Consider the following 24,632-nt stretch of genomic DNA (forward strand, 5'->3'; position numbering starts at 1 on the left):
GCACAGCCAACACAACGCCCCGATTCTGCCCGGTGACCCCGGGCAACCCTGGCAACACCGCAGCAAGAAGCCCGGCCCACAAGGCCAGGCAATAACTAGAAGAACAGAAAGGGAGCTTTAACCTTGAGACTATTCACCTTGACCGCACTGGCGTTATCCATCAGTGCCTTATCCACCGTGACCCAGGCCGACCCGCAAAGCCAGGAATACGTGCCCATCACACTAAAAGGCAGCAGCGAGCAGGAGCAGGCCAGCGGCTTCGTCGACGGCCAGAGCCTGTCCGGCAGCACCCGCAACTGGTATGCCCGCGAGCGCGCCGCACGCGCCCCGCTGTGGAAGTACTACAAGAGCGACGGCACCCGCCACGACACCCACAGCCGCGAGAACTGGGTGCAGGGCACCATCCTCAACTACAGCTCCGGCTTCACCCAGGGCACCGTCGGCTTCGCCGTCGAAGCCGCCGGTTACAATGCCATCGCCCTGCTGCAGAACCGCGAGGACGTCGCCGGCCCCAACAACCGCACCCTGACCCACAGCGACGGCGACCCGGTCGGCCAGTGGAGCAAGATGGGCCTGGCCAACGTCAAGGCGCGGGTGTCCAACACCACGCTCACCGTCGGCCGCCAATCGGTGGACACGCCGATGATCGCCTACATCGGCAACCGCGCCCTGCCCTCGAGCTTCCAGGGCGCGTTCCTGCACAGCGCCGAATTCGACAACCTGAGCTTCGACCTGGGCACCTTCGACCGCGTCTCGCCACGTACCGAACAGAGCCTCAGCAAGTTCCGCACCGAGTACAGCGCCACTGGCGTGGAGACCGACCGCGCCAGCACCGCCGGCATCAACTACCAGCCGCTCAAGAGCCTGAGCACCAGCCTGTACGCCACCAAGGTCGACGACTTCTGGAACCAGTACTACTTCGGCGCCAACCACGTGCTCGGCGACAGCGCAGTGCTAAGCCTGAGCACCGGCCTGAACTACTACAAGACCGTCGACGCCGGCAGCAAGAAGATGGGCGAGATCGACAACGACACCTACAGCCTGTCGTTCGGCCTGACCCACCAGGCCCACACCCTCAGCGCCTCCTGGCAGCAGGTCAACGGCAACGAGTACTTCGACTACCTGCACGAAACCAACGGCATCTACCTGGCCAACTCGCTGCTGTCGGACTTCAACGGCCCCAACGAGAAATCGCTGCAGATTTCCTACGTGCTGAACATGGCGCCGTACGGCGTGCCGGGCCTGAAGTTCAACCTGTACAACGCCCGCGGCTGGGGCATCGATGGTACTCATTACCGCGGTACCGCCTACGACGTGAACGGCCTGGATGGCGAAACCCACTACGAGTGGGGCTTCGGCACCAGCTACGCGGTACAGAGCGGGCCATTGAAAGACACCAGCATCCGTGCCACCTACACCGCGCACCGCGCCAGCAAGGCCCAGGGCGATGGCAGCCTGGATGAGTTCCGGGTGGTTACCACCATTCCATTCAACATTCTCTGACCGCCGGCGCCACGGCCTGCTTCGCTGCGGGCCGTGGCGGCTACGCTGGAATCAATGCAAGCAGGGAGTTTCAACCCATGCAGAGAGCTTTCATGAAATCGCGGCCACTGCGCCTGGCCCTGGCCGCACTGCTTCTGGGCGGTGCCACGCAACTGGCGGCCAAACCATTGGTGGTGTGCACCGAAGCCAGCCCGGAAGGGTTCGACATCGTCCAGTACACCACTGCGGTCACCGCCGATGCCTCGGCCGAGACGGTGTTCAATCGCCTGGTCGACTTCAAGCCCGGTACCACCGAAGTCCAGCCGGCCCTGGCCGAGCGTTGGGACATTTCAGCCGATGGCCTGACCTACACCTTCCATCTGCGCCAGGGCGTGAAGTTCCACACTACCGACTACTTCAAGCCCACCCGCGACTTCAACGCCGATGACGTCCTGTGGAGCCTCAATCGCCAGCTCGATCCGAACCATCCATGGCATGACAAGACCAGCGTCGGATACCCGTACTTCGAGAGCATGGGCTTCAAGGACCTGCTCAAGTCGGTCAGCAAGGCCGACGAGCACACCGTGGTAATTACCCTTACCCGACCGGAAGCGCCGTTCCTGCGCGACATGGCCATGGGCTTCACCTCGATCTACTCCGCCGAATACGGCGACCAGTTGCTCAAGGCTGGCAAGGCTGCCGAGTTGAACAGCAAGCCGATCGGCACCGGCCCGTTCATCTTCCAGCGTTACAACAAGGATGCCCAGGTTCGCTTCAAGCCCAACCCGGACTATTTCCGCGGCAAGCCGCCGGCCGATGCGCTGGTCTTCGCCATCGCTACCGACAGCAATGTGCGCCTGCAGAAACTGCGCGCCAACGAGTGCCAGGTAGCGCTCTATCCCAAGCCCGATGACGTGCCGTCGATCAAGCAGGACCCGAAACTCAAGGTCGAGGAGATCGAGGCCTTGGTCACCGGTTACATCTCGATGAACACCGAACACAAATACCTGAGCGACGTTCGCGTGCGCAAAGCCATCAACATGGCCTTCGACCGCCAGACCCAAGTCGACCAGTTGTTCGGCAAAGGCAACGCATTGGTCGGCGTGAACCCGTACCCGCCGACCATGATCGGCTACAACAACGAGAACAGAAACCCACCCCGCGACCTGGCCAAGGCGCGCGATCTGCTCAAGCAGGCGGGCGTGCCCGAAGGTACGGTAATCACCCTGTTCACGCGCAACGGCGGCGGCCCGACCAACCCCAACCCGCGCTTGTCTGCCGAGATGCTGCAGGCCGACCTCAAGCAGATCGGACTGAAGCTGGACATCCGTGTGATGGAGTGGGCCGAAATGCTGCGCCGGGCCAAGAAGGGCGAGGCCGACCTGGTGTCCACCGGCTGGGCCGGCGACAACGGCGACCCGGACAATTTCCTCAGCCCGCTGCTCAGTTGCGATGCCGCCAAAAGCGGCGAGAACTATGCACGCTGGTGCAACCCCAAGTTCCAGGAGCTGATCAGCCGCGCCCGCGAAGTGATCGACAACGACGAGCGTGCAAGGCTCTATAACGAGGCATTGAAAGTGTACGATGACGAACAACCCTGGATCAGCATGGCCCATCCGAAGATGTTCACCGCCATGCGTGACAACGTGGAGGGCTACGTGATCAACCCTCTGACCAACAACAACTTCGCCACCACCAAGGTGAAGTAGAACAACAACGACCGCCGGCAACCCACACGGGAACCGGCGGCACCACCGTAGCGGGCTGATCGCCCCACGGCCTGATGAGGTAACCCCGACAATGTTGAGCTTTATTGCCCGGCGCCTTGGCCTGCTGATACCGACCTTTTTCGGTATCACCTTGCTGACCTTCGCGCTCATACGCCTGATCCCCGGCGACCCGGTGGAAGTGATGATGGGCGAGCGCAGGGTCGACCCCGAAATGCATGCCCAGGCCATGGAGCGCCTGGGCCTGAACAAGCCGCTGCCGGTCCAGTACCTGGACTACGTCGGCAAGCTGGCCCAGGGTGACCTCGGTGAATCGCTGCGCACCCGCGAGAGCGTGTGGAGCGAGTTCCTCACCCTGTTCCCGGCCACACTCGAACTGGCCTTCGCCGCCCTGCTGTTCGCTGGCATCGTCGGCCTGCTGGCCGGGGTGATCGCCGCGCTCAAACGTGGTTCGCTGTTCGACCACGGGGTGATGGGCATTTCGCTGGCGGGTTATTCGATGCCGATCTTCTGGTGGGGCCTGATCCTGATCATGTTCTTCTCGGTAAGCCTGGGCTGGACCCCGGTGTCCGGGCGCATCGACCTGCTCTACGACATCGAGCCGAAGACCGGCTTCATGCTCATCGACACCCTGCTCAGCGACGAGGAAGGTGCGTTCAAGGACGCGGTGATGCACCTGATCCTGCCGGCCATCGTGCTCGGCACCATCCCGCTGGCGGTGATTGCCCGCATGACCCGCTCGTCGATGCTCGAAGTGCTGCGCGAGGACTACATCCGCACCGCCCGCGCCAAAGGCCTGTCGCCGGCACGCGTGGTGTTCGTGCACGGCCTGCGCAACGCGCTGATCCCGGTACTGACCGTATTCGGCCTGCAGGTCGGCACGTTGCTGGCCGGTGCGGTGCTGACCGAAACCATCTTTTCCTGGCCGGGCATCGGCAAGTGGCTGATCGAAGCCATCGGTGCCCGTGACTACCCCGTGGTCCAGAACGGCATCCTGTTGATCGCCTGCCTGGTGATCCTGGTCAACTTCGTCGTGGATATCCTCTACGGCCTGGCCAACCCACGCATCCGTCATCAGCGCTGAGGCCTTCGCCATGACTAGCCCGATTCCGAAATCCGTCACGCCGGCCAGCCCGGTGGACCAGAGCCTGCTCTACCCCTCGCCATACAAAGAATTCTGGCAAGCCTTCGCCCGCAACAAAGGCGCGGTGATGGGCCTGGCCTTCATGTGCCTGGTAGTGTTCTGCGCGCTGTTCGCGCCGTGGGTTGCCCCGCACGACCCGAGCGAGCAGTACCGCGAATTCCTGCTGACCCCACCGGTGTGGCTCGAAGGTGGCAGCTGGCAGTTCATCCTCGGCACAGACGAGCTGGGCCGCGACCTGCTTTCGCGGCTGATCCAGGGCGCGCGGCTGTCGCTGCTGATCGGCCTGTCGTCGGTGGTGATGTCGCTGATCCCTGGCATCCTGCTGGGCCTGCTGGCCGGTTTCTTCCCGCAACTGCTAGGCCCGTCGATCATGCGCCTGATGGACGTGATGCTGGCCCTGCCCTCGCTGCTGCTGGCAGTGGCCATCGTCGCCATCCTCGGCCCAGGCCTGATCAACACCGTGATCGCCATCGCCATCGTGTCGTTGCCATCCTACGTGCGCCTGACCCGCGCCGCCGTGATGGGTGAGCTGAACCGCGACTACGTCACCGCCGCGCGCCTGGCCGGTGCCGGGCTGCCACGGCTGATGTTCGTCACCGTGCTACCCAACTGCATGGCACCGCTGATCGTGCAGGCCACCCTCAGCTTCTCCTCGGCCATCCTCGACGCCGCCGCCCTGGGCTTCCTCGGCCTTGGCGTGCAGCCGCCGACACCGGAGTGGGGCACCATGCTGGCTTCGGCCCGCGACTACATCGAGCGCGCCTGGTGGGTGGTGAGCCTGCCCGGCCTGACCATTCTGCTCAGTGTGCTGGCAATCAACCTGATGGGCGACGGCCTGCGCGATGCGCTGGACCCGAAACTCAAGAACGCCGCCTGAGGAGAACGCCATGTCACTGTTGCAGATCAACAACCTGAACGTGCGCTTCGGCGACGCCAATGCGGTACCGGTGGTCGATGGCCTGGACCTGACGGTGGAGGCCGGCGAGATCCTGGCCATCGTCGGCGAATCCGGCTCGGGCAAGTCCGTGACCATGATGGCCCTGATGGGCCTGATCGACGCCCCCGGGCGCATCACCGCCGACTCGCTCACCTTCGACGGCACCGACATGCTCAAGCTCAGCGGTCGCCAGCGACGCAAGGTAGTGGGCAAGGACATCGCCATGGTTTTCCAGGACCCGATGACCGCGCTCAACCCCAGCTACACCGTGGGCTACCAGATCGAGGAAGTGCTGCGCCAGCACCTGGGCCTGAAGGGCAAGGCCGCGCGCCAGCGTGCCCTGGAGCTGCTGAAGAAGGTCGAGATCCCGGCTGCGGAAAGCCGCCTGGACGCCTACCCGCACCAGCTGTCCGGCGGCATGAGCCAGCGCGTGGCGATTGCCATGGCGATTGCCGGCGAGCCCAAGCTGCTGATTGCCGACGAACCCACCACTGCGCTGGACGTGACCATCCAGGCGCAGATCATGGAGCTGCTGGTCAACCTGCAGAAGGAGCGCAACATGGCGCTCATCCTGATCACCCACGACCTCGCCGTGGTCGCCGAAACGGCCAGGCGGGTGTGCGTGATGTACGCCGGCCAGGCCGTGGAAGTGGGCCAGGTGCCGGAGCTGTTCGACGTGCCCGCCCACCCCTACAGCGAAGCGTTGCTGGCGGCGATCCCCGAGCACAGCATCGGTGCCGAACGCCTGGCCACCCTGCCCGGCATCGTCCCAGGCCGCTACGACCGCCCCGTGGGTTGCCTGCTGTCACCGCGCTGCCCGTACGTGCAGGACAACTGCCGGCGCCAGCGCCCGCCCCTCGATCCCCAGGCCCATGGCCTGGTGCGTTGCTTCTACCCGCTGAACCAGGAGGTGGCGTGATGGCCGTCGTTCTATCCGCCCGGGAGCTGACCCGGCATTACGAAGTCTCCCGCGGGCTGTTCAAGGGCCACGCCCTGGTCCGCGCGCTGAATGGCGTGTCGTTCGAACTGGAGGCCGGCAAGACCCTGGCCGTGGTCGGCGAGTCCGGCTGCGGCAAGTCGACCCTGGCCCGCGCCCTGACCCTGATCGAAGAGCCGTCGTCCGGCTCGCTGCAAATTGCCGGCACCGAAGTGAAAGGCGCCAGCAAGAGCGAGCGCAAGCAACTGCGCCGCGATGTGCAGATGGTGTTCCAGAGCCCCTACGCCTCGCTCAACCCACGGCAGAAGATTGGTGACCAGCTGGCCGAGCCGCTGCTGATCAACACCTCGCTGAGCAAGGCCGAGCGGCGAGAAAAGGTGCAGAAGATGATGGAACAGGTCGGCCTGCGCCCCGAGCATTACCAGCGTTACCCGCACATGTTCTCCGGTGGCCAGCGCCAACGTATTGCCCTGGCCCGGGCAATGATGCTGCAGCCCAAGGTGCTGGTGGCGGACGAGCCGACCTCGGCGCTGGACGTGTCGATCCAGGCCCAGGTGCTGAACCTGTTCATGGATTTGCAGAAGGAGTTCAACACTGCCTACGTGTTCATCTCGCACAACCTGGCGGTGGTGCGGCATGTGGCCGATCAGGTGCTGGTGATGTACCTCGGCCGGCCGGCGGAGATGGGGCCGAAAGAAGATATCTACGAAAGGCCGTTGCACCCGTATACCCAGGCGCTGCTGTCGGCGACGCCGGCGATTCACCCGGACCCTTTGAAGCCGAAGATCCGCATTGCCGGGGAGTTGCCCAACCCGCTGAACCCGCCGGATGGGTGTGCGTTTCACAAGCGCTGCCCGTATGCGACCGAGCGTTGTGCCAAGGAGGTGCCGGCGCTCAGGCAGGTGAGTACCCGGCAGGTGGCTTGTCACTATGCCGAGCAGTTTCTCTAGCCTTTAGATAGCCGGGGCTGCTTTGCAGCCCTTTCTCGACACAAGGCCGCTCCTACAAGGGACCGCGATCTCCTGTAGGAGCGGCCTGGTGTCGCGATGGGCCGCAAAGCGGCCCCACAATTTCAATGCATGAAGAACCAGATCAGAATAATCACCGGAATCGGCACCCCAATCATCCAGAGCAGTATCGAGCGCATGGCCTTTCTCCTTGTTCGATGTTGAACAGACCGGTGCACTCGCCATGCCATCCCTGTCAAAAAATCAGTCTCAACCAAATCAACGGCTTACGCCCCATACCGCTTGGCAGAACCGTGCAATATGCCGGATCCACACCCTTGCAGCTGGGTGTTCTGCAATGCACTATCAGGCTCATGATCGCCCACACCCTCCCCGACGGCCCCGAGCAGACCCCGCTCACCGCCGACACCGTGCTGCGCTACCACCTGTGCTGGAAGCGCCGCGACCTCGACGGCGTCATGGAGCTCTACCACCCCGACATTCAGTACCACGACTTCTTCCAGAACCGCGTGCTCGGCTACCAGGAACTGCGCGACTACGTGCGCGCCTGCCTGCCCCATGAAGCCGGCGAAGATATCGTGCACAGCGACCGCATCCGCGTCGACGGCTGTACCGCGTTCATCCAGTACCAGGTCACGGTCCAGGGCGGCGATGGCCTGGTGGCGTTCCAGTCCAGCGAGGCGATTACCGTCAAGGACGGCCTGATCTGGCAGGTCAACGAATATGCCACGCTGGTACACCGCAACGGCAGCGGCCACGCCAGCAGTGGCCCACGCCCGGCCACCAGCCGCCTGGGCCTGTCGCCGAGGCAGTTGTCGACCATGGCCCAGGACCTGGAACACTACTTCCAGCGCCAGCGCCCCTACCTGGACCCGGAACTGGACCTGCAGCAGGTGGCCGACGCCAGCGGCTACAGCCGCAACCAGATCTCCTACCTGCTCAACCAGGTGCTCGGGCAAAGCTTCTACTGCTACGTCAACCAGGCCCGCCTGCAGCACCTGATGGCCAGCCTTGATAACGACAGCATCGAGGCCACGATCGACGAGCTGGCGTTCAATGCCGGTTTCAACTCGTTGTCGGCGTTCTACAAGTGTTTCCGCGAACACACCGGGCTTACGCCCAATGCGTACCTGAAGCAAATTTCCCTGCGTGCACGCACGTAGGACAGCCGCCCGCCGACACCACTAGGATCGCCCACAGACCTTGACGGATGTGGAGCCGAACCCGATGCAACCCCTGCGCACGCTCAGCCTGTGGATGGACCAGCTCGACGAGCCGTTGTGCGCCCGCCCGGCCCTGCGCGAGGACCTGGACGCGGATGTATGCATCATCGGCGCTGGCTACACCGGCCTGTGGACCGCCTACTACCTCAAGCGCCAGGCGCCACAGTTGAACATCGCGGTAATCGACGCCAACATCGCCGGCTTCGGCGCTTCGGGGCGCAACGGCGGCTGGCTGATGGGCAACCTGCTCGGCGAAGACCGCCTGCTGGCCACCCTGTCACCGCAACAGCGCCGCGCCAGCATCGACCTGCTGCATGGCATTCCCTATGAAGTACACCGCGTACTGCATCGCGAGAGCATCGACTGCGACTACCGCAAAGGCGGCGTGCTGTACTGCGCCGCGCGCTACCCGGAACAGGAGCGCAGCCTGCGCGCCTACCTAGACGACCTTTATCGCCAAGGCATGACCGAGGACGACTACCGCTGGCTGCGCCCCGAACAGCTTGACGCTCAGTTGCGGGTCAGCAACGCCTATGGCGCCATCTACAGCCCGCACACCGCAACCATCCAACCCGCCAAGCTGGCGCGTGGCCTGGCCCGGGCGGTAGAAGCGCTGGGCGTACCCATCTACGAAAACACCCCAGCCATCGACTGGCAGCCGGGTGAGGTGCGCACCCCGTTGGCGCGCATCCGTTGCCAATGGACGGTACCCGCCGTGGAGGGCTATGCCGTCAGCCTGCCGCCACTGGGCAAACATCAGCTGCCGGTACAGAGCCTGTTGGTGGCCACCGAACCACTGCCGGAGGCCACCTGGCAACAGATCGGCCTGAACCAGGGCGAGGCGTTCAGCGAAAGCAGCCGCCAGGTCACCTACGGCCAGCGCACCGCCGACGACCGCCTGGTATTCGGCGCCCGTGGCGGCTACCGCTTCGGTGGCCGCCTGCGCGAAAACTTCAACCTCGACGAACAGGAAATCGAGCTGCGCCGCTACCTGTTCAGCGAGTTGTTCCCACAGTTGAAGCACGCACGCATCACCCATTCCTGGGGCGGCAACCTGGGCATGGCGCGGCGCTTCCGCCCGCACATGCTCTGCGACCGTCAACGCGGCATCGCCCTGGCGGGCGGCTACGGCGGCGAAGGCGTCGGCGCCACCAACCTGGGCGGGCGCACCCTGGCGGCGCTGATCCTCAACCAGCACAACGAACTGACCGCGCAACCCTGGGTACTCGACAACCGCCCGCTTTCAAGCCTGGCCAGCTGGCCACCCGAGCCCTGCCGCTGGCTGGGCTACAACGCGATCATCCAGAGCTTCGTCCACGAGGACCGGACCCTCGCCAACCCCGCCAGTGCGCCCTGGAGGCGGCGCCTTGCCAGCAATCTTGCGGACTTCATGGAAGGCTTCATGCGCTGATTTTTCCCCCTCACTGACACAGGATTTACCGGTCATGAGCATCACCCATTTCAAGAACACCGACAGCGCCGTGCTCGACAGCTCCAACCCGGTCGCGGTGCCGCTTGGCGACCCCGTTGCATTGACTTCGGTCACCTGCGTGGAACGCAGCGACGGCGTCGAAACCGGCATCTGGGAGTGCACCCCCGGGCGCTGGCGTCGGCAGATCGTGCAGCAGGAGTTCTGCCATTTCATCAAGGGCCGCTGCACCTTCACCCCCGACGGTGGCGAGCCCCTGCTCATAGAAGCCGGAGACGCACTGATGCTACCGGCCAACAGCACTGGCACCTGGGACATCCAGGAGACCGTGCGCAAAACCTACGTTCTTGTCTTCTGATCCGCTGATCGCCTGCCTTCGATAACAACACACAAAGCAAGGTAACCCCGACATGCGCACGCTCCTTCTCGCCCCCCTGATGCTGGCCGCCAGCGTGGCCGGCGCCGCCGAAACGGTGAAGATCTACAACTGGTCCAGCTACGTTGCCCCCGACACACTGAAGAACTTCCAGCAAGCCAGCGGTATCGTGCCCACCTACGACGTTTACGACAGCAACGAAACCCTCGACGGCAAGCTGATGACCGGCAACTCCGGCTACAACGTGGTGTTTCCGTCCAACCATTTCATGGCCCGGCAAATCCAGGGCAAGGCCCTCAAGCGCCTGGACAAGTCGCAATTGCCCAACTGGCACAACCTCAACCCGGTGCTGCTCAAGGCGCTCGAAGTGAACGACCCGGGTAACCAGTACGGTTTCCCATATCTGTGGGGCAGCACCGGCATCGGCTACAACATCGACAAGGTCAAGGCAGTGCTGGGCGACGATGCCCCGGTGGACTCCTGGGACCTGATCTTCAAGCCCGAGTACATGAGCAAGCTGAAAAGCTGCGGCGTCGCGGTATTGGACAACGGCCCTGAACTGTTACCGATCGCCCTGCACTACCTGGGCCTGCCACACCACAGCCAGGACCCGGCGGACTACGACAAGGCCAAGGCGCTGCTGATGCAGGTGCGACCGTACATCAGCTACTTCCACTCCTCGAAGTACACCGGCGACCTGGCCAATGGCGATATCTGCGTGGTGGTGGGCTTCTCGGGGGATGTACTGCAAGCGAAGAACCGCGCCGAGGAGGCGAAGAACGGGGTGAAGGTGGGCTACTCGATCCCCAGGGAAGGCGCGCCGATGTGGTTCGACATGGTTGCCATGCCGGCCGATGCACCGGATGAGAAGGCCGGGTATGCCTACATGGACTACCTGCTACAGCCGGAGGTGATGGCCAACATCAGCAACCATGTGCAGTACGCCAACGGCAACCTCAAGGCGGACGGGCTGGTGGATCCGGCGATGAAGGGTAATACGATGATTTACCCGAGCGAGGAAGTAATGGGCAAGCTGTATGCGCTGGAGGCGATGCCGGCCAAGATCGACCGTATTCGCACGCGGATCTGGACCAGTATCAAGGCCGGGAATTGATTTCGGCCTTAACACGGTCCCTGTGGGAGCGGGTTCACCCGCGAATGCGATGTTGAGTTTACCGACGCATTCGCGGGTAAACTCGCTCCCACAAGGGTCAGGAGCAGGCCCTGAAAATCAGTAGCAAGCTCTCGAAATCAGTGGTGCTCGCGGGTAGCGCGGAACTTGATGTCCGGCCAGCGTTCTTCCATCAGCGACAGGTTGACCCGGGTCGGCGCCAGGTAGGTCAGGTGCCCGCCACCGTCGATGGCCAGGTTCTCCATGGCCTTGTTCTGGAATTCCTCGAGCTTCTTCTTGTCGTCACAGCCGATCCAGCGGGCCGACCACACGGTGATCGGCTCGTAGGCGCACTCGACCTTGTACTCTTCCTTCAGGCGGCTGGCGACCACGTCGAACTGCAGCACACCGACTGCACCGAGGATGATGTCGTTGCTGCGCTCAGGGAAGAACACCTGGGTAGCACCTTCTTCGGCCAGCTGTTGCAGGCCCTGGCGCAGCTGCTTGGATTTCAGCGGATCCTTCAGGCGCACGCGGCGGAACAACTCCGGTGCGAAGTGCGGGATACCGGTGAAGCCCAGTGCCTCGCCTTCGGTGAAGGTGTCGCCGATCTGGATGGTGCCGTGGTTGTGCAGGCCGATGATGTCGCCGGCATAGGCCTCTTCCAGCTGCTCACGCTCGGAGGAGAAGAAGGTCAGCGCGTCGCCGATGCGCAGGTCCTTGTTGATGCGCACGTGGCGCATCTTCATGCCCTTCTCGTACTTGCCCGAGCAGATGCGCATGAAGGCGATGCGGTCGCGGTGTTTCGGGTCCATGTTCGCCTGGATTTTGAACACGAAACCGGTGAACTTCTCTTCCACAGGCTCCACGGTGCGCTCGTGAGCCACACGGCCCAGCGGGCGCGGCGCCCAGTCGACGACGGCGTCAAGCACATGGTCGACACCGAAGTTGCCCAGCGCGGTACCGAAGAACACCGGGGTCAGCTGGCCGTTGATGAACTCTTCCTGGTTGAACTCGTGGCAGGCGCCCTGCACCAGCTCCAGCTGTTCGACGAACGAATCGTACTGGTCGCCCAGGTGGGCACGGGCTTCGTCCGAGTCCAGCTTCTGGATGATCTTGGCTTCGGTGCGCTCATGGCCGTGGCCCGGGGTGTACACCACGATGTAGTCACCGGTCAGGTGGTACACGCCCTTGAAGTCGCGGTAGCAACCGATCGGCCAGGTGATCGGCGCGGCCTTGATCTTCAGCACGGCTTCGATCTCGTCCAGCAGCTCGATCGGGTCGCGGATGTCACGGTCGAGTTTGTTGATGAAGCTGACGATCGGCGTGTCGCGCAGGCGGCACACGTCCATCAGGGCGATGGTACGTGGCTCTACACCTTTACCGCCGTCGAGCACCATCAGCGCCGAGTCCACCGCGGTCAGGGTGCGGTAGGTGTCTTCCGAGAAGTCTTCGTGGCCGGGGGTGTCGAGCAGGTTGATCATGTGCTCGCGGTACGGGAACTGCATCACCGAGGTGGTGATGGAGATGCCGCGCTGCTTCTCCATTTCCATCCAGTCGGAGGTGGCGTGGCGGTCGGACTTGCGCGACTTCACGGTACCGGCGACGGCAATGGCCTTGCCCATCAGCAGCAGCTTCTCGGTGATGGTGGTCTTACCGGCGTCGGGGTGGGAAATGATTGCGAAAGTGCGGCGCTTCGCGACTTCGGCGGCCTGGTTGGTCATGGGAAATCGCCTGACTGGGGGATTAAAAAGGGGCGATATCATACCTGAAGTTGGGCCGGGACCAAAATTTGCTGAACCGGCGGTGCCTGTTCCGGCCTCTTCGCGGGTAAACCCGCTCCCACAGGTATCACACCGCCTTTGAAACCTGTGCAGGACTTGTGGGAGCGGGTTTACCCGCGAAAGCGCCCGCCCAGAGGCCACAAATTCGCCAGGCAATCGCTTTATCACGACAAATGGCCCAAGAGCAGTTATTTCAACGCCTACAGAGCACTAACCCGCTGCTTTTTCTCGTCAATTTTCCAACCAACCAGTGATTAACGCTGGCCAAATGCCGCCCCAGGTGGGAACCTTTACGCCCACGGAGACGTCCACTCCCCTGCAACCCGCTTCGGTTGGGGAGCTGGTTTCATCAGCATTTTCGGGCCCGACGGGGTTCGGCTCATGGCCTGATCGCAGCCTTCGGCGTGCGTCACGCTGCTACTCGCGAACACACCACCCGCCGCCAGGACTGGCCGGCAACCAAGAAGTGTGCTCGCCGACTACACAAGGAGTCCGCCTGTGGCAAAACGCTACGGAAAAGGGCTGTTGGGATGGGCCTCCGTGCTCGTCATCCTGGCCCTGCTGGTCCACTGGATCGGCATCGACACGATCGCGCGATATCGCGACGATCTTGGGTTCTACCTGCAAGCGCACCTGCTACTGGTGCTGGCTTCGATGGCGGCGGCGCTGGCCGTGGGCATCCCCGCCGGCATTGCGTTAAGTCGACCGCACCGGGTCGACAAAGCCGAACGCTTCATGCAGTTCTTCAACGTTGGTAACACCATCCCTCCCCTGGCCGTTCTGGCCATCGCCCTGAGTATCCTGGGCATCGGCGCCGGGCCCGCGATCTTCGCGCTGTTCCTCGCCTCCCTCCTGCCCATCGTGCGCAATACCTACGAGGGCCTGAAAAACGTCCCCGCCTCGCTCAAGGAAGCCGCCACCGGCATCGGCATGACTCCGCGCCAGCAACTCTGGCAGGTGGAGCTGCCCAACGCCGTGCCGATCATCGTTGGTGGCGTGCGTGTGGCCCTGGCGCTGAACGTCGGCACCGCACCGCTGGCGTTCCTGATTGGCGCCAACAGCCTGGGCAGCCTGATCTTCCCCGGCATCGCCCTGAACAACCAGCCACAACTGCTGCTGGGGGCTGCCTGCACCGCACTGCTGGCGCTGGCGCTGGACGCAGCGGTGAGTTTCTCCAGCAAGCGCTGGCTGGAACGTGGCCTGGCTGGATAACGAGAGGGAACGTATGAACAAGAGAATCGCCTTGTTGTTGGGCGCGACCCTGCTGTTCGCAGGATTTGCCCAGGCAGCGGAAAAACCACTTGTCCGTATCGGCGCGCGGGTGTTCACCGAACAGACCGTACTTGCCGAAATCACCGCGCAATACCTGCGCGCCAACGGTTTTGATGTGCGCGTCACCAGCGGCCTTGGCAGCAACATCGCACGCCAGGCCCAGGAAACCGGCCAGCTCGACCTGATGTGGGAATACACCGGCGTGTCACTGGTGTCGTACAACCATATCGACGAGCGCATGCCCAGTGCCGAGGCCACCTACGCCAAGGTCAAGGCACTGGACGCGAAGAAGGACCTGATCTGGCTGACCCCGTCGAAGTTCAGCAACACCTATGCGCTGGGCCTGCCCAAGCAGGTCGCCGAGGCTTATCCGCAGATCAACTCCATCAGCGACCTCAACCAGGTACTGCGTGACGAAAGCCACCGCAACCACCTGGTGGCGCTGGACACCGAGTTCGCCAACCGCCCGGACGGCCTGGTAGGCCTGAAAGCGATGTACGACCTGCAAGTGGGCCGCGCCAACATCCGCCAGATGGATGCCGGCCTGGTCTACACCGCCATGCACAACAACCAGGTGTTCGCCGGCCTTGTGTACACCACCGATGGTCGCCTGAACGCGTTCAACCTCAAGCTGCTGGAAGACGACAAGCACTACTTCCCCGACTACACCGCCGCCCCGGTGGTGCGCAAACAGGTGCTCGACGCCAACCCACAACTGGCCGGCCTGCTCAAGCCTCTGGCCGAGCAACTGGATGACGAAACCATGCGCCAGCTCAATGCCAAGGTCGACGTCGAACACCAGAACCCGACCACGGTGGCCGCCGCCTTCCTGCGTGACCACGCAATGCCTGCCGAGGTACAACCATGAGCCTGCTCGACACGTTCGCCCACCTCGACTGGGCCCAGGTACTGCAGCTGACCTGGCAACACATCATGCTGGTCGGCGTCGCCGTGGGCCTGGCGATCATCGTCGGCGTACCGCTGGGCATCCTGATGACCCGCTTCCCGGCCGTCGCCGGCCCATTGCAGGCCAGCGCCACGGTGCTGCTGACCATCCCCTCGATCGCCCTGTTCGGCCTGCTGCTGCCGTTCTACTCCAGGTTCGGCCAGGGCCTGGGGCCGCTGCCGGCGATCACTGCGGTGTTCCTCTACTCACTGCTGCCGATCATGCGCAACACCTACCTGGCTTTGACCAACGTCGAACCCGGCATCCGTGAAGCCGCGCGTGGCATCGGCATGACCTTCGGCCAGCGCCTGCGCATGGTCGAACTGCCCATCGCCGTGCCGGTGATCCTCGCCGGCGTGCGCACCGCCGTGGTGATGAACATCGGCGTGATGACCATCGCCGCCACCATCGGCGCCGGCGGCCTTGGTGTACTCATCCTTACCTCCATCAGCCGCAGCGACATGTCGATGCTGCTGGTCGGCGCCGTGCTGGTCAGCCTGCTGGCGATCATCGCCGACCTGCTGCTGCAAACCCTGCAACGTGCCCTGACTCCAGAAGGACTGCGCTCATGATCGAACTGAAGAACCTCAGCAAAACCTTCAACGTCAACGGCAAGGACGTCAAAGCCGTCGACTCGGTAAGCCTCACCGTCAACGAAGGGGAAATCTGCGTGTTCCTCGGCCCCTCGGGCTGCGGCAAGAGCACTACCCTGAAAATGATCAACCGCCTGATCACGCCCACTTCCGGCCAGGTGTTCATCAATGGCGAAGACACCACCGGGCTGGACGAGGTCACCCTGCGCCGGCACATCGGCTATGTCATCCAGCAGATCGGCCTGTTCCCCAACATGACCATCGAAGAAAACATCACCGTGGTGCCGCGCCTGCTCGGCTGGGGCAAACAGAAGTGCCATGAACGCGCCCGCGAGCTGATGCACATGATCAAGCTGGAGCCCAAGCAGTACCTGCAGCGCTACCCGCGCGAGCTGTCCGGCGGCCAGCAGCAGCGTATCGGCGTGATCCGCGCCTTGGCGGCGGAAGCGCCAGTGCTGCTGATGGACGAGCCGTTCGGCGCGGTCGACCCGATCAACCGCGAGATGATCCAGAACGAGTTCTTCGAGATGCAGCGGGCGTTGAACAAGACCGTGATCATGGTCAGCCACGACATCGACGAAGCGATCAAGCTGGGCGACAAGATCGCCATCTTCCGCGCCGGCAAGCTGTTGCAGCTGGACCACCCGGACACCCTGCTGGCGCACCCGGCGGATGATTTCGTCAGCAACTTCGTCGGCCAGGACAGCACCCTCAAGCGCCTGCTGCTGGTACGTGCGGAGGATGCGGCGGACAACGCGCCATCGGTGAGCCCGCAGACGCCGGTGAGCGATGCGCTGGAGCTGCTGGACGAGCACGACCGCCGCTACGTGGTGGTGACCGATGCGCAGAACAAGGCACTGGGCTACGTGCGCCGGCGTGACATGCATCGCCAGCAAGGGACTTGTGGCGACTTCCTGCGGCCGTTCAATGCCACGGCGTCGCATGATGAGCATTTGCGCATCCTGTTGTCGCGGATGTACGAGTTCAACCGGGCGTGGCTGCCGGTGCTGGATGCCGAGCAGGTGTTCTTGGGCGAGGTGACGCAGGAGTCGATTGCGGCGTACCTGAGTTCGGGGCGCTCGCGGGGGGCCAAGACCAGCATTGTCTCGCCGGCTGAGGCGGTGGTTTCGTAATAGCCGGGGGGCCGCAAAGCGGCCCCGGCAATCTCGGCTCAAAACCCAAGTAATGGATTGCCTGTGCCGGCCTCTTCGCGGGTAAACCCGCTCCCACAGGGTCGGTGCAAGGCTAAAGACCTGCGCGGTACCTGTGGGAGCGGGTTCACCCGCGAAGCAGGCGACGCGATGTCAGAACCCTACACTGGCCTGCACGTAAAAGGTCCGCGGCTCACCCACATAGATGCCGGCATTGTTGTCGCTGGAGCGAGTGAAGTACTGCTTGTCGAACAAGTTCTTCACCCCCGCCGCCAGCTTCAGGTTGGACATCTGGGGCCCGAACTCATACCCGCCACGGGCATGCCAGGTCACATAACCCGGAATATCGCCAAACTGCCCGTCCGCACTCGGCTCGGTGATGTAGTCGCCGTTGAAGCTGCCATCGGCATTGATCCCGGTACCCGGCGCGCGCTGCTTGGATTGGGCGTAGGCATCCAGGTTCCAGGTCCAGTGATTGACCGCGTAACGCACGCCGGCAGTGGCCACCTGGCGTGAATAGAACGGCAGGTCACGGCCCTCGAAGCCAGGAATGTCCCCTTCATAAGTAGCGCGGGTATAGGTATAGCCACCGCTCACCGACAGGCCTTCCAGGCGCGGGTCCAGCCCGTCCAGGTCATAGCGCACCGAGGCCTCGATACCCTGGTGCTTGGTCGCACCGAGGTTGGTCCAGCCCACATCGTTGCTGATGTACTGCAGTTCGTCATCGAAGTCGATGTAGAACGCCGTCAGCTCACCGGCAAAGCCGCCATTGTCATAGCGGGTACCGATTTCGTAGGTCTTGGCCTTTTCCGGCTCCAGGCCATTGGCCGTGCTGTTGCCAGTACCACCCTGGCCCAGCTGGAAGTACTGCAGGCTACCGAACGAGGTCTCGTAGTTGGCGAACACCTTCCACGCATCGGAGATGTGGTACATCACGCTCAGCGCCGGCAGCGGCTCGTTGCTGGTGATGCTGCGTTTCTTCTCCGGCACCGGCTGGCCGTTGGCACCGAGCACCGGGCGATCGCGCCAGTCGGTGTTGATATGCTCGAAGCGGATACCTGGGGTGATGGTCCAGTTACCCACGTCGATCTTGTCGTCGATGTAGTAGGCACTGGCCTCGGTACCACCGCTGCGGTCCTGGAACACATGGCCGTCGGAGCCCGGGGCGGGCGTCGGCACGTTGTCGATCAGCGCCAGGCGGGTCGACTGCTCACGCATCGCTTCCTTCAGGTAGCGGTAGCCCACGCTGACTTCCTGGGTGGTCGGGCCGGCGAAGAAGATCCGCGACAGCCGTGGTTCGATGGCAAAGGTGTGGTAGTTGCGCGGGTACGACGACAGGGTCTTCATGTCGCGCGAGGCAATGGAGCTGCCGCGGAAGCTGTCGGTGTAGTAGGTCAGCACTTCGAACTGGGTGGCGTCGTCGAGCTGCCGCTGCCACTTGAACGACACGTCCTTGCGCCGGCCGGCGAAGTAGTCGTAGTCGCGCAGCGACTGGTACGGGTTGCTGTCGTACTGCGCCTGGGTCAGGCCACCAGGCATGTCGGCACGGCCGTCGTAGTAGTGGAAGTTGAGCCAGAACTCGTCAACGTCGGTCGGTGCCCAGTGGGTCTTGAGGATGACATCGTCGATGTCGTTGCCATTGTTGCTTTCACGGTAGCCGTTGCCATTCACCCCGGTGTACAGCAGCGCCACGCCCATGCCGTTGTCCGCCGTACCGCCGACGAAGGCCGACTCGGTGTGCTTCCAGCCGCCATGCTGGGAGGTTTCCAGGGTGGTGGACAGCTCGGCCGAGGGCTTCTCGGGGATTGCCCGGGTAACGAAGTTGATCACCCCACCGACGTTCTGCGGGCCATAACGCACGGAACCGGCGCCACGCACCACGTCGATGCTGTCGAGGTTGCCCGAGGAAATCGGCGCCATCGACAGTTGCGGCTGGCCATAGGGGGCGAAGGCCGCCGGAATGCCGTCGATCAGCACCGTGGAGCGTGGCGACAGGCGCGAAGTCAGGCCGCGAACGCCCACGTTCAGCGACAGGTCGCTGCCGCCGGTACCGTTGGAGTCCTGCACCTGAACGCCCGGAATGCCGCGCAGCACGTCACGCACGTTCATTGCGCCCTTTTCCAGCATCGCCTCGCGGCGTACCACGGTACGCGCGCCGGGGTGGTTCTGCACCACGCTCTGCTGGGCATCGCCCAGCCAGTCACCCACCACCTTGACGTCGGTGGGTGCCAGCTCCAGGCTACCGGTGGTGAGGGTGCCATCGGCCTGGGCCGGCTTGACCACCACGGTGCCCTGGGACATCTCGTAGGTCAGGCCGCTGCCTTGCAACAACTGCTGCAGCGCCTGCTCGGGCGCCAGCTGGCCGGACACCGCCGGGGCCTGCTTGCCGGCCACCAGTTCGGGGTTGAAGAACAGCTGCAGGTTGGTCTGCTGGCCCAGTTGGTTCAGCGCCGATGCCAAGGATTGGGCCTGAATCTGAATAGTGGCGTCTGCGGCCTGGCTGTTGACGGCCACGGCGCTGACCGCAAGGGCCAGCGCCAGGGCGCGGAAGCGTGGGAAGGGATTGTTGTTGTTCACGTCGTCGAAACTTCCTGGAATACGGAATAAACGCCAACCGCATGCAAATGGAAATGCTTGGCAGTTGCAGCTGGCGGGGAAGACGAACGAGCGGAAAAAAACCTGAATCTATTTCGCGATTATTTCGCGCGAGCCATCTTCATGGGCCTTGATGGCCACTGGCAGGATGCTCGGCAAGGCACGCAGCAGTGCGTCGGTGTCATCGGTGCTGAAGGTGCTGGACAGCCGCAGCTGCGCGACTTTGCCGGGGGCGACCCGCAGCGGCTGGCTGCGGTAACGCGAGGCTTCGGCCACCACCTCGGCCAGGGTGGCGTTATCGAACACCAGCCTGCCTTGGCGCCAGGCAGTCAGGGCGCCGGTATTCACCGCATAGGGCGCGGCCACCTGGCCTTGTGCATCTATATGCGAGCCCTGGCCCGCCGTGAGCTGCGCCAGCGAGGCGCCTTTGCCCTGCACACGCACCGAGCCCTGCTCCACCGCCACGCGGGTGCTGGCCGGGTCCAGGCGGACGTCGAAACGGGTACCGGTGACAGTCACGCTGCCCTGGGCGGTGTCGACCACGAACGGCCTGCCACTGTCGTGGGCGACGGTGAACATCACCTCACCCGCCATCAGCCGGACATGCCGCTGGCCGGCGCTGAAAGCGACCTGCACTTGCGTGCTGCCGTTGAGCTCAAGGTGCGATCCATCCGGCAGTTCGACCTGGCGGCGTTCGTTGAAGGCGGTCTGCAAGCTGCCCTGGTGATTCAGTTGCTGGTAGTGCCAGCCGCCCCAGCCCAAGCCCAACGCCAGTGCGGCCACGCTGGCGGCCAAGGCCTGGCGCACGAAGCGCCGACGTGGCAACTGGCGTACCGGTGCCGGCTGGCACAGCGCTTCCAGGCGCTGGCGCGGGATGAACTCGGCGGCCTGCCACAGGCGGGCGAGCTGCTGGTACTCTTCACGGTGTCGCGCATCGCCTTCCAGCCAGGCGTGCAGCTGCGCCTGCAGCCCGGCATCGCGAGGTGCATCCTGCACCCGGGCGAACCACGCGGCCGCCTGCTCGCGGACGGTATCGGTACCGTGCTGTTTCATCGAAAAGGTCTCCTGACTCATCATGCCGACACATCCAGGTGCTCGCGCAGATGCCGGAGCGTGCGGATCATATACTTTTCGACCATGTTCTTGCTCAAACCCATGCGCTCGGCGATCTCGGCCTGGGTCAGGCCTTCGAGCTTCTGCCAGATGAACACCTGCCGGCAATTGAGCGGCAGTTCGGCCAACGCCCGCTCGACACTGTCGGCCAGCTCCAGTGCATGGCGGCGGTCCTCGCGACGGAAGCCATCCACGGCAATATTGCGTGCGGTCTGGTGCAGGTAGGCGCGTGGCTGCTCGACCTGCTCGCGCGGGTTTTCCAGTACCCGGACAAAGGCATCGTGGGTGAGGTCCTCGGCCTGCTGTCGACTGCGCAACTTGCGCGTCCAGGTGCCGATCAGCTCATGGTAGTGGTCGAGGAAGCCTTTGGGTCCGGACACGGTCGGGGTCATCAGGGAGGCAGACAAGGGTGCGAATAGTAATGTTTCTCATCAAGGACGGCAATTCCGCCAGTCGGTAACAAAAAATTTATCGTCTTTTTCATGCACGGCAGTGCCAGGGAAATGTGGCCATAAATATGAACACCTGAGGCCCCTTCACGGGCACGCCCGCTCCCATAGGAACCGCGAGATGCCTGTGGGAGCGGGCGTGCCCGCGAAGGAGCCAACGCGTTCCATTCCACTATTTTTTACGCTTGAAACACTCCGGGGAACATCAGCCGGTCACATGGGTCGGTTATTCAAATGGCAGGTCGTCGATCCGCGTCGATCACGCCCGGATTGCCTGTTGATTCTGCATTCTTCACGCCCTAAAGTGCGCGCCGAACGTCCATGCTGGAAACGATCCATCCGGCTCAAGTACTGAGTAGGCGAACCAAAGTGGGGATACGGAGGACGTTCAGTTTGCAGCCACTTAAATTTTCAGTTTGCCCATGGAGTCCCTGAGCATGTCGATCCAGGTCGAAGACTATTTCGCGCGTGACACCTTCCAGAAAATGAAGGCGTTTGCCGACAAGCAGGAAACCCCTTTCGTACTCATCGATACCCAGATGATCAGCCAGGCCTACGACGACCTGCGCGCTGGTTTCGAATTCGCCAAGGTGTACTACGCGGTCAAGGCCAACCCAGCCGTGGAAATCATCGACCTGCTCAAAGAGAAAGGTTCGAGCTTCGACATCGCCTCGATCTACGAGCTGGACAAGGTGCTGGGCCGCGGCGTCAGCGCCGACCGTATCAGCTACGGCAACACCATCAAGAAGTCCAAGGACATCCGCTACTTCTACGAGAAGGGCGTGCGCCTGTATGCCACCGACTCGGAAGCCGACCTGCGCAACATCGCCAAGGCCGCACCGGGTTCGAAGGTGTACGTGCGTATTCTCACCGAAGGCTCGACCACTGCCGACTGGCCGCTGTCGCGTAAATTCGGCTGCCAGACCGACATGGCCATGGACCTGCTGATTCTCGCCCGCGACCTGGGTCTGGTGCCTTACGGCATTTCCTTCCATGTCGGCTCGCAACAGCGCGACATCAGCGTGTGGGACGCCGCCATCGCCAAGGTCAAGGTGATCTTCGAGCGCCTGAAGGAAGAAGACGGCATCGAGCTGAAGCTGATCAACATGGGTGGCGGCTTCCCGGCCAACTACATCACCCGGACCAACAGCCTGGAAACCTACGCCGAAGAGATCATCCGCTTCCTGAAGGAAGACTTCGGTGACGACCTGCCGGAAATCATCCTCGAGCCGGGCCGTTCGCTGATTGCCAACGCCGGTATCCTGGTCAGCGAAGTGGTACTGGTTGCACGCAAGTCGCGCACTGCCGTCGAGCGCTGGATCTACACCGACGTGGGCAAGTTCTCCGGCCTGATCGAAACCATGGACGAGTCCATCAAGTTCCCGATCTGGACCGAGAAGAAAGGCGAGACCGAAGAAGTGGTCATCGCCGGCCCGACCTGCGACAGCGCCGACATCATGTACGAGCACTACAAGTACGGCCTGCCGCTGAACCTGGCCATCGGTGACCGCCTGTACTGGCTGTCGACCGGCGCCTACACCACCAGCTACAGCGCAGTGGAATTCAACGGCTTCCCGCCGCTGAAGGCTTACTACCTGTAATGCGAAACGGGGCCGAAAGGCCCCGTTTTCATTTGTGTACTCCTGTGCTGGCCTCTTCGCGGGCAAGCCCGCTCCTACAGGGACGGCGCTACATTGAAAACTGGCGCTGTACCTGTGGGGGCGGGCTTGCCCGCGAAGGGGCCGGCCCAGTCAACATCAGGCTTCGCGCCGCTCAAGCTCCTGGGCATAGCTCCCGGCAAAGGCCATCAACGCCGGCCCCGCCCCCTGCAGGGTCACCAAGGCACTGCGCAGGAAATTCATGTTCCCCTCGACCCGCGCCCGCTCCAGCCAGGGCCCGGCTTCCGCCACCTGTCCCCGCTCGACAAGCACCAGCGCCAGGCTGAACATGCCACGAAAGTCCCCCGCCTCGGCCGAGCGCCGATACCAGCGCACCGCCCGTGTCGGATTGGGCGCCGTGGCGATGCCTTGTTCCAGGTAACGCCCGTACAGGTTCATCGACTTGGCATGCCCCATGTGCGCGGCCTTCTCGTAGCACATCAGCGCCTGTGCCTGGTTGGCCGGTATGCCGCGCCCGGTGGCCAGCAAGTTGCCCAGGTTGTACAGCCCCCAGTCCAGCCCGGCATCGGCCGCACGCGCATAGTGAATGGCCGCCTGCGTCTGGCTTGGCTCACCGCCCCAGCCATGCTCCAGGCAACGGCCCAGCATGTTGTGCGCCATGGCACTGCCACCCTGCGCGGCGATGCCGAACCAGCGCCTGGCGACGGCTGCATCCGCCTGAATGCCGCGCCCGTCGAGCAGGATCTGCCCTAGCAGCAACTGTGCCTCGACCGCGCCCTGCCCTGCCGCCGCCAGGATCGCCTGGGCGGCCTTGCCAGGGCTTTCTTCCAGCATGGCCCGCAAACCGGCCACATCCACCACTTCCTCACGCCGCAACTGATAGGACACGGCTCAGACCTCGGCCCAGCGGCGCAGCAGATTGTGGTAGGTGCCGGTCAACTGCAGCAGTGACGGATGGTCCGGCACATCGGCAGTCAGTTGCTGGATGGCATTGTCCATCTCGAAGAGCAACGCCCGCTGGCTGTCCTCGCGCACCAGGCTCTGGGTCCAGAAGAACGCGGCATAACGCTGGCCACGGGTAACCGGGTTGACCTTGTGCAGGCTGGTGCCGGGGTACAGCACCAGGTCACCGGCGGGCAGCTTGACCTGCTGCACGCCATAGGTGTCCTGAATCACCAGCTCGCCGCCGCCGTAGCTGTCCGGATCGCTGAGGAACAGCGTGGAAGACAGGTCGGTACGCACCCGCTCCGGGTTGCCCTTGGGCTGGCGCAGGGCGTTGTCGATGTGGAAGCCGAAACTGCCGCCTTCGCGATAGCAGTTGATCAGCGGCGGGAACACCTTGTGCGGCAAGGCTGCAGACATGAAGCGCGGGTTCTGCCACAGGCGGTCGATCAGCGCGCTGCCAATTTCCTTGGCCAGCGGGTGGCCTTCCGGCAGTTGCAGGTTGTGCTTGGCCTTGGCCGACTGGTAGCCGGCCGTGATCTTGCCGTCGGCCCAGTCGGCCTGCTCCAGCGCCTCGCGGATACGGGCCAGTTCATCGGCGTGAAACAGGCCAGGGATGTGAAGCAGCATGGCGACAGCACCGTCGGAAAATGTAATGCGCCAATGATATTGATTCCCTTTTGCGCTTCACAAGCCCCAATTGCCGCTTAAGACGTTTCAGCTTGATGAAACCGTAAAGGCAAATTGTAAAGATTGTAAATTATTCACGAATGGTAACGAATCTCAATTGTGAGTCACAATTGCTTACATTAAGATCCGCGGCCTTACCACCTT

21 protein-coding genes are annotated in these 24,632 nt (G+C 63.3%); 15 read left to right on the plus strand and 6 right to left on the minus strand.

Annotation, left to right across the window (positions count from 1 at the left end):
* Positions 1 to 123 precede the first annotated feature (123 nt).
* The 10 genes from MJ643_RS14205 to MJ643_RS14250 all read left to right on the plus strand — a co-directional run bounded on the left by MJ643_RS14205 (position 124) and on the right by MJ643_RS14250 (position 11,337).
* Positions 124 to 1,503 (plus strand): OprD family porin, encoded by a 1,380-nt coding sequence (locus tag MJ643_RS14205; RefSeq protein WP_024086323.1) that lies wholly within the window; start codon positions 124 to 126, stop codon positions 1,501 to 1,503.
* A 77-nt stretch (positions 1,504 to 1,580) separates the two neighbouring features.
* Entirely contained in the window at positions 1,581 to 3,191 is a 1,611-nt protein-coding gene (locus tag MJ643_RS14210) for an ABC transporter substrate-binding protein (RefSeq protein ID WP_208209340.1), read from the plus strand.
* A gap of 91 nt (positions 3,192 to 3,282) precedes the next feature.
* The gene (locus MJ643_RS14215; RefSeq protein WP_012316108.1) at positions 3,283 to 4,293 is read left to right on the plus strand and encodes an ABC transporter permease subunit; all 1,011 of its coding nucleotides are present in this window, start codon (positions 3,283 to 3,285) and stop codon (positions 4,291 to 4,293) included.
* Positions 4,294 to 4,303: 10 nt separating this feature from the next.
* Positions 4,304 to 5,230: an ABC transporter permease subunit gene (locus MJ643_RS14220; protein ID WP_015269040.1), complete on the plus strand. Its 927-nt coding sequence runs from the start codon at positions 4,304 to 4,306 to the stop codon at positions 5,228 to 5,230.
* A gap of 10 nt (positions 5,231 to 5,240) precedes the next feature.
* Positions 5,241 to 6,209 carry an ABC transporter ATP-binding protein gene (locus MJ643_RS14225; protein ID WP_003257886.1) on the plus strand — a complete coding sequence of 323 codons (969 nt, stop codon included), beginning with the start codon at positions 5,241 to 5,243 and terminating at the stop codon, positions 6,207 to 6,209.
* Positions 6,209 to 7,177 carry a peptide ABC transporter ATP-binding protein gene (locus MJ643_RS14230; protein ID WP_024086321.1) on the plus strand — a complete coding sequence of 323 codons (969 nt, stop codon included), beginning with the start codon at positions 6,209 to 6,211 and terminating at the stop codon, positions 7,175 to 7,177. The genes MJ643_RS14225 and MJ643_RS14230 overlap by 1 nt, the downstream gene beginning before the upstream one ends.
* A 371-nt stretch (positions 7,178 to 7,548) precedes the next feature.
* Positions 7,549 to 8,358, plus strand: a complete 810-nt coding sequence (locus MJ643_RS14235; RefSeq protein ID WP_024086320.1) for a nuclear transport factor 2 family protein — start codon at positions 7,549 to 7,551, stop codon at positions 8,356 to 8,358.
* Between the two features lie 64 nt (positions 8,359 to 8,422).
* Positions 8,423 to 9,829 carry an FAD-dependent oxidoreductase gene (locus tag MJ643_RS14240; RefSeq protein WP_208209341.1) on the plus strand — a complete coding sequence of 469 codons (1,407 nt, stop codon included), beginning with the start codon at positions 8,423 to 8,425 and terminating at the stop codon, positions 9,827 to 9,829.
* 34 nt (positions 9,830 to 9,863) lie between these two features.
* Positions 9,864 to 10,205, plus strand: a complete 342-nt coding sequence (locus MJ643_RS14245; protein WP_024086318.1) for a cupin domain-containing protein — start codon at positions 9,864 to 9,866, stop codon at positions 10,203 to 10,205.
* A gap of 52 nt (positions 10,206 to 10,257) precedes the next feature.
* Positions 10,258 to 11,337, plus strand: a complete 1,080-nt coding sequence (locus MJ643_RS14250) for a polyamine ABC transporter substrate-binding protein (RefSeq protein ID WP_024086317.1) — start codon at positions 10,258 to 10,260, stop codon at positions 11,335 to 11,337.
* A 137-nt stretch (positions 11,338 to 11,474) separates the two neighbouring features.
* Here the strand turns inward: MJ643_RS14250 and MJ643_RS14255 are convergent, their stop codons facing one another.
* Positions 11,475 to 13,058 (minus strand): peptide chain release factor 3, encoded by a 1,584-nt coding sequence (locus tag MJ643_RS14255; RefSeq protein WP_003257876.1) that lies wholly within the window; start codon positions 13,056 to 13,058, stop codon positions 11,475 to 11,477.
* 558 nt (positions 13,059 to 13,616) lie between these two features.
* Here MJ643_RS14255 and MJ643_RS14260 point away from each other — a divergent pair.
* From MJ643_RS14260 to MJ643_RS14275, 4 genes are read left to right on the plus strand one after another with little or no spacing between them, the layout of a single operon-like run.
* A complete protein-coding gene (locus tag MJ643_RS14260) occupies positions 13,617 to 14,330 on the plus strand; it encodes an ABC transporter permease (RefSeq protein WP_024086316.1) in 714 nt (237 codons plus the stop codon).
* Positions 14,331 to 14,343: 13 nt separating this feature from the next.
* On the plus strand, positions 14,344 to 15,258 hold the full coding sequence (locus MJ643_RS14265) for a glycine betaine ABC transporter substrate-binding protein (protein WP_024086315.1): 915 nt from the start codon (positions 14,344 to 14,346) through the stop codon (positions 15,256 to 15,258).
* Positions 15,255 to 15,908, plus strand: coding sequence for an ABC transporter permease (locus tag MJ643_RS14270; protein WP_013971042.1), 654 nt, complete (start codon positions 15,255 to 15,257; stop codon positions 15,906 to 15,908). The genes MJ643_RS14265 and MJ643_RS14270 overlap by 4 nt, the downstream gene beginning before the upstream one ends.
* Entirely contained in the window at positions 15,905 to 17,062 is a 1,158-nt protein-coding gene (locus MJ643_RS14275) for an ABC transporter ATP-binding protein (protein ID WP_024086314.1), read from the plus strand. Before MJ643_RS14270 ends, MJ643_RS14275 begins: the two co-directional genes overlap by 4 nt.
* Positions 17,063 to 17,233: 171 nt before the next feature.
* On the opposite strand, the gene MJ643_RS14280 is transcribed toward MJ643_RS14275, so the two are convergent.
* From MJ643_RS14280 to MJ643_RS14290, 3 genes are all read right to left on the minus strand, one after another.
* Positions 17,234 to 19,657, minus strand: coding sequence for a TonB-dependent siderophore receptor (locus MJ643_RS14280; RefSeq protein WP_024086313.1), 2,424 nt, complete (start codon positions 19,655 to 19,657; stop codon positions 17,234 to 17,236).
* 108 nt (positions 19,658 to 19,765) lie between these two features.
* Positions 19,766 to 20,728 carry a FecR family protein gene (locus tag MJ643_RS14285; protein WP_024086312.1) on the minus strand — a complete coding sequence of 321 codons (963 nt, stop codon included), beginning with the start codon at positions 20,726 to 20,728 and terminating at the stop codon, positions 19,766 to 19,768.
* Between the two features lie 20 nt (positions 20,729 to 20,748).
* The gene (locus tag MJ643_RS14290) at positions 20,749 to 21,180 is read right to left on the minus strand and encodes a sigma-70 family RNA polymerase sigma factor (RefSeq protein ID WP_024086311.1); all 432 of its coding nucleotides are present in this window, start codon (positions 21,178 to 21,180) and stop codon (positions 20,749 to 20,751) included.
* Between the two features lie 494 nt (positions 21,181 to 21,674).
* On the opposite strand from MJ643_RS14290, the gene MJ643_RS14295 reads away from it, so the two are divergent.
* Positions 21,675 to 22,838, plus strand: coding sequence for a type III PLP-dependent enzyme (locus tag MJ643_RS14295; RefSeq protein ID WP_015269027.1), 1,164 nt, complete (start codon positions 21,675 to 21,677; stop codon positions 22,836 to 22,838).
* Between the two features lie 156 nt (positions 22,839 to 22,994).
* On the opposite strand, the gene MJ643_RS14300 is transcribed toward MJ643_RS14295, so the two are convergent.
* Together MJ643_RS14300 and MJ643_RS14305 are read right to left on the minus strand one after the other, a co-directional pair.
* A complete protein-coding gene (locus MJ643_RS14300; protein WP_024086310.1) occupies positions 22,995 to 23,744 on the minus strand; it encodes a tetratricopeptide repeat protein in 750 nt (249 codons plus the stop codon).
* 3 nt (positions 23,745 to 23,747) lie between these two features.
* Positions 23,748 to 24,428 carry a Fe2+-dependent dioxygenase gene (locus MJ643_RS14305; protein ID WP_024086309.1) on the minus strand — a complete coding sequence of 227 codons (681 nt, stop codon included), beginning with the start codon at positions 24,426 to 24,428 and terminating at the stop codon, positions 23,748 to 23,750.
* Positions 24,429 to 24,632: the final 204 nt, after the last annotated feature.

This window comes from Pseudomonas sp. PNPG3 (genome assembly GCF_023093815.1).
Classification (GTDB): Bacteria; Pseudomonadota; Gammaproteobacteria; order Pseudomonadales; family Pseudomonadaceae; genus Aquipseudomonas; species Aquipseudomonas asiatica.

Excerpts from the sequence above, each read along its gene's own strand:
- MJ643_RS14275 (WP_024086314.1), top strand. The coding sequence starts at position 15,905 with ATGATCGAACTGAAGAACCTCAGCAAAACCTTCAACGTCAACGGCAAG.
- MJ643_RS14245 (WP_024086318.1), top strand. The coding sequence starts at position 9,864 with ATGAGCATCACCCATTTCAAGAACACCGACAGCGCCGTGCTCGACAGC.
- MJ643_RS14265 (WP_024086315.1), top strand. The coding sequence starts at position 14,344 with ATGAACAAGAGAATCGCCTTGTTGTTGGGCGCGACCCTGCTGTTCGCA.
- MJ643_RS14220 (WP_015269040.1), top strand. The coding sequence starts at position 4,304 with ATGACTAGCCCGATTCCGAAATCCGTCACGCCGGCCAGCCCGGTGGAC.
- MJ643_RS14215 (WP_012316108.1), top strand. The coding sequence starts at position 3,283 with ATGTTGAGCTTTATTGCCCGGCGCCTTGGCCTGCTGATACCGACCTTT.
- MJ643_RS14250 (WP_024086317.1), top strand. The coding sequence starts at position 10,258 with ATGCGCACGCTCCTTCTCGCCCCCCTGATGCTGGCCGCCAGCGTGGCC.
- MJ643_RS14255 (WP_003257876.1), bottom strand. The coding sequence starts at position 13,058 with ATGACCAACCAGGCCGCCGAAGTCGCGAAGCGCCGCACTTTCGCAATC.
- MJ643_RS14225 (WP_003257886.1), top strand. The coding sequence starts at position 5,241 with ATGTCACTGTTGCAGATCAACAACCTGAACGTGCGCTTCGGCGACGCC.
- MJ643_RS14240 (WP_208209341.1), top strand. The coding sequence starts at position 8,423 with ATGCAACCCCTGCGCACGCTCAGCCTGTGGATGGACCAGCTCGACGAG.
- MJ643_RS14270 (WP_013971042.1), top strand. The coding sequence starts at position 15,255 with ATGAGCCTGCTCGACACGTTCGCCCACCTCGACTGGGCCCAGGTACTG.
- MJ643_RS14210 (WP_208209340.1), top strand. The coding sequence starts at position 1,581 with ATGCAGAGAGCTTTCATGAAATCGCGGCCACTGCGCCTGGCCCTGGCC.
- MJ643_RS14230 (WP_024086321.1), top strand. The coding sequence starts at position 6,209 with ATGGCCGTCGTTCTATCCGCCCGGGAGCTGACCCGGCATTACGAAGTC.
- MJ643_RS14295 (WP_015269027.1), top strand. The coding sequence starts at position 21,675 with ATGTCGATCCAGGTCGAAGACTATTTCGCGCGTGACACCTTCCAGAAA.
- MJ643_RS14305 (WP_024086309.1), bottom strand. The coding sequence starts at position 24,428 with ATGCTGCTTCACATCCCTGGCCTGTTTCACGCCGATGAACTGGCCCGT.
- MJ643_RS14285 (WP_024086312.1), bottom strand. The coding sequence starts at position 20,728 with ATGAAACAGCACGGTACCGATACCGTCCGCGAGCAGGCGGCCGCGTGG.
- MJ643_RS14235 (WP_024086320.1), top strand. The coding sequence starts at position 7,549 with ATGATCGCCCACACCCTCCCCGACGGCCCCGAGCAGACCCCGCTCACC.
- MJ643_RS14290 (WP_024086311.1), bottom strand. The coding sequence starts at position 21,180 with ATGACCCCGACCGTGTCCGGACCCAAAGGCTTCCTCGACCACTACCAT.